The sequence below is a fragment of the Roseibium sp. genome, from assembly GCF_048260565.1.
GTDB lineage: Bacteria > Pseudomonadota > Alphaproteobacteria > Rhizobiales > Stappiaceae > Roseibium.
This window is the reverse complement of the sequence record NZ_JBLXGP010000023.1, coordinates 1-2,842: the sequence shown is the minus strand read 5'-3', so window position 1 is coordinate 2,842 and position 2,842 is coordinate 1. Positions and strand designations below refer to the sequence as shown.

The following is a 2,842-nucleotide window of genomic DNA, read 5'->3' as shown; positions in this document are numbered from 1 at the left end:
GGGTGGCCTGAAGACGGGCGCCGACACCGCTGCTGCAGCGGCTGTTGGCAAGCTTGTCGCCGAGCGCGCTCTTGCCGCCGGCGTCAAGCAGGTCGTGTTCGACCGTGGTGGGTACATGTATCATGGGCGCGTTAAGGCGCTTGCTGATGCAGCCCGCGACGGTGGACTTGAATTCTGACCAGCGCCCGTTGGCGCTCTTAAGAACGGAAGACGTATAAAATGGCGAGACAGGATAATCGCGAGCGCGAAGAGCGCGACAGCGAATTCGTCGACAAGCTCGTACACATCAACCGCGTCGCCAAGGTGGTCAAGGGTGGCCGTCGCTTCGGCTTCGCTGCACTTGTCGTGGTTGGTGACCAGAAGGGCCGCGTAGGCTTCGGACACGGCAAGGCACGTGAAGTGCCGGAAGCGATCCGCAAGGCTACGGAAGCTGCAAAGCGCACCATGATCCGCGTGCCGCTGCGCGAAGGCCGTACCCTGCACCACGACGTCGAAGGCCGTCACGGTGCCGGCAAGGTGATCCTGCGTGCAGCTCCGGCTGGTACGGGTATCATCGCTGGTGGTCCGATGCGTGCAGTGTTCGAGACGCTTGGCGTCCAGGACGTTGTCGCGAAGTCGCTCGGCTCCTCGAACCCGTACAACATGGTTCGTGCGACGTTTGATGCACTGACCAAGGAAGACAGCCCGCGTTCGGTCGCGGCACGCCGTGGCCTCAGGTCTCTGTGCTGCAGTCGCGCTGTCGTGACAACAACGAAGATGCGGCTCGGCTGCCGCCGAGGCTTGATCTCAGCGGCTACCGTGCCCAGTTGAATGAGGGTTAGTTCCATGGCGAACACCGAAAGACCATCACGGTCGAACAGATCGGTAGCCCGCTGCGCCGTCCGCAGGACCAGCGCGCGACGCTTATCGGTCTCGGCCTGAACAAGATGCACCGTCGCTCGACGCTGAAGGACACTCCTGAAGTGCGCGGCATGATCAACAAGATCCAGCATCTCGTCCGCGTTGTCGAAGACGCCTAAAGAACGGGATCAGGAGTAGTACCATGAAGCTCAATGAACTTCGTGACAACGAAGGTGCCGTAAAGGACCGTACGCGCGTTGGCCGCGGTATCGGTTCGCAAGGGCAAGACCGGTGGTCGCGGCGTGAAGGGTCAGAGTCCCGTTCCGGCGTTGCCATCAAGGGCTTTGAAGGCGGTCAGATGCCGTTGCATCGTCGTCCGCCGAAGCGCGGCTTCACGAACATCTTCGCGAAGGAATACAATGTTGTTTCCCTCGGCCGTGTTCAGGAAGCACTGACGCCGGCAAGCTGGACGCAAAGGCAGCAGTGACTGTCGGGCGCTCAAGGCTGCTGGTATCGTCAAGCGCGTCAAGGATGGCGTTCGCCTGCTTAGCGATGGCGAACTGAAGACCGCAGTCACCTTTGAAATCGCAGGCGCCTCCAAGGCTGCCGTTGATGCGGTTGAAAAGGCTGGCGGCAAGGTCGTCGTTCTGGGAGCTCAGGCTTAACAGCCTGGGCTTTTCCCATTTTTCGGTAATGAACTGACCGGAGTAGGGCATGGCATCCGCCGCCGAACAACTGGCGTCAAATCTCAATTTCTCAGCTTTCGCCAAAGCTGAAGAACTCAAAAAGCGCATCTGGTTCACACTGGGGGCGCTTTTGGTTTATCGTCTGGGGACTTACATTCCGCTGCCGGGTATCAACCCGGATGCGTTTGCCCAGGCCTTCAACCAGGCTCAGTCCGGCATTGTTGGCATGTTCAACATGTTCGCCGGCGGCGCCGTCGAGCGCATGGCCATCTTCGCGCTCGGCATCATGCCGTATATCTCCGCCTCGATCATCATGCAGCTCATGACGACGGTCGTACCGTCGCTGGAGCAGATGAAGAAGGAAGGCGAGCAGGGCCGGAAAGTCATCAACCAGTACACCCGTTATGGTACCGTCGTGCTTGCTGCGCTTCAGGCCTACGGCATCCCGTTGGACTTGAAGGGGCGACAAACGTCGTTTCCGATCCGGGCTGGTTCCGGGCATCCACTGTCCTGACGCTCGTCGGCACCATGTTCCTGATGTGGCTCGGTGAACAGATCACGTCACGGGTATTAGCAGCAATATTTCGCTGATCATCTTTGCCGGCATCGTCGCAGGTCTTCCTACCGCGATCGTGTCGACCCTAGAGCTCGGCCGTCAGGGTGCGCTTGCTGCCCGGATCATCCTCCTTGGATCGTGGGCCGTCGGGTCATCGGCGTCATCGTGTTCATGGAGCGGGCGCAGCGTCGTCTGCTGATTCAGTATCGAAGCGGCAGATGGGCAACCTACGTTCCAGGTAACACCTCGTTCCTGCCGCCTGCTGAACACCGCCGGTGTGATCACCGATCTTTGCGTCGTCGCTTCTGCTGGTTCCGGCAGCGATCGCCGGTTTTCCTCCGAAGCGGGCACCAATGAGTGGGTGACGACGATCACAGCGCTTCTGGGCCGGCCAGCCGCTGTTATGATCTTATGCAGCGATGATCGTGTTCTTCTGTTTCTTCTACACGGCAATCGTGTTCAATCCGTCGAAACTGCGGATAATCTGAAGAAGCACGGCGGATTCATTCCGGGCATTCGCCCGGGCGAGCGGACCGCGCAATACATCGATTACGTTCTGACGCGTGTCACGGTGGTCGGTGCGATCTACATCACACTCGTATGTCTATTACCCGAATTCCTCATTTCGGCGACGGGCGTTCCGTTCTATTTCGGTGGGACCTCGCTGTTGATTGTTGTCAGTGTGACCATGGACACGGTTTCCCAGATCCAGGGCCATCTGCTCGCTCACCAGTATGAGGGTCTGGTGAAGAAGGCAAAG

Annotated in this window: 4 protein-coding genes and 2 pseudogenes; all 6 read left to right on the top strand. The window is 59.4% G+C overall.

Going from position 1 to position 2,842, the window contains the following annotated elements; genetic code table 11:
* The coding region (locus ACN0SO_RS26555; protein WP_417682841.1) for a 50S ribosomal protein L18 at positions 1-178 on the top strand (178 nt) is incomplete at its 5' end.
* A 41-nt stretch (positions 179-219) separates the two neighbouring features.
* Positions 220-821: pseudogene (gene rpsE / locus ACN0SO_RS26550) on the top strand (30S ribosomal protein S5).
* Positions 822-845: 24 nt separating this feature from the next.
* On the top strand, positions 846-1,019 hold the full coding sequence (rpmD, locus tag ACN0SO_RS26545; protein WP_417682840.1) for a 50S ribosomal protein L30: 174 nt from the start codon (positions 846-848) through the stop codon (positions 1,017-1,019).
* A 23-nt stretch (positions 1,020-1,042) separates the two neighbouring features.
* Positions 1,043-1,327, top strand: coding sequence for a 50S ribosomal protein L15 (gene rplO / locus ACN0SO_RS26540; protein ID WP_417682808.1), 285 nt, complete (start codon positions 1,043-1,045; stop codon positions 1,325-1,327).
* A 25-nt stretch (positions 1,328-1,352) separates the two neighbouring features.
* The gene (locus ACN0SO_RS26535; RefSeq protein WP_417682838.1) at positions 1,353-1,505 is read left to right on the top strand and encodes an uL15 family ribosomal protein; all 153 of its coding nucleotides are present in this window, start codon (positions 1,353-1,355) and stop codon (positions 1,503-1,505) included.
* A 49-nt stretch (positions 1,506-1,554) separates the two neighbouring features.
* Positions 1,555-2,842: pseudogene (secY, locus tag ACN0SO_RS26530) on the top strand (preprotein translocase subunit SecY); the annotation flags it as partial.

Coding starts and splice junctions, on each gene's coding strand:
- rplO (WP_417682808.1), top strand. CDS start 1,043: ATGAAGCTCAATGAACTTCGTGACAACGAAGGTGCCGTAAAGGACCGT.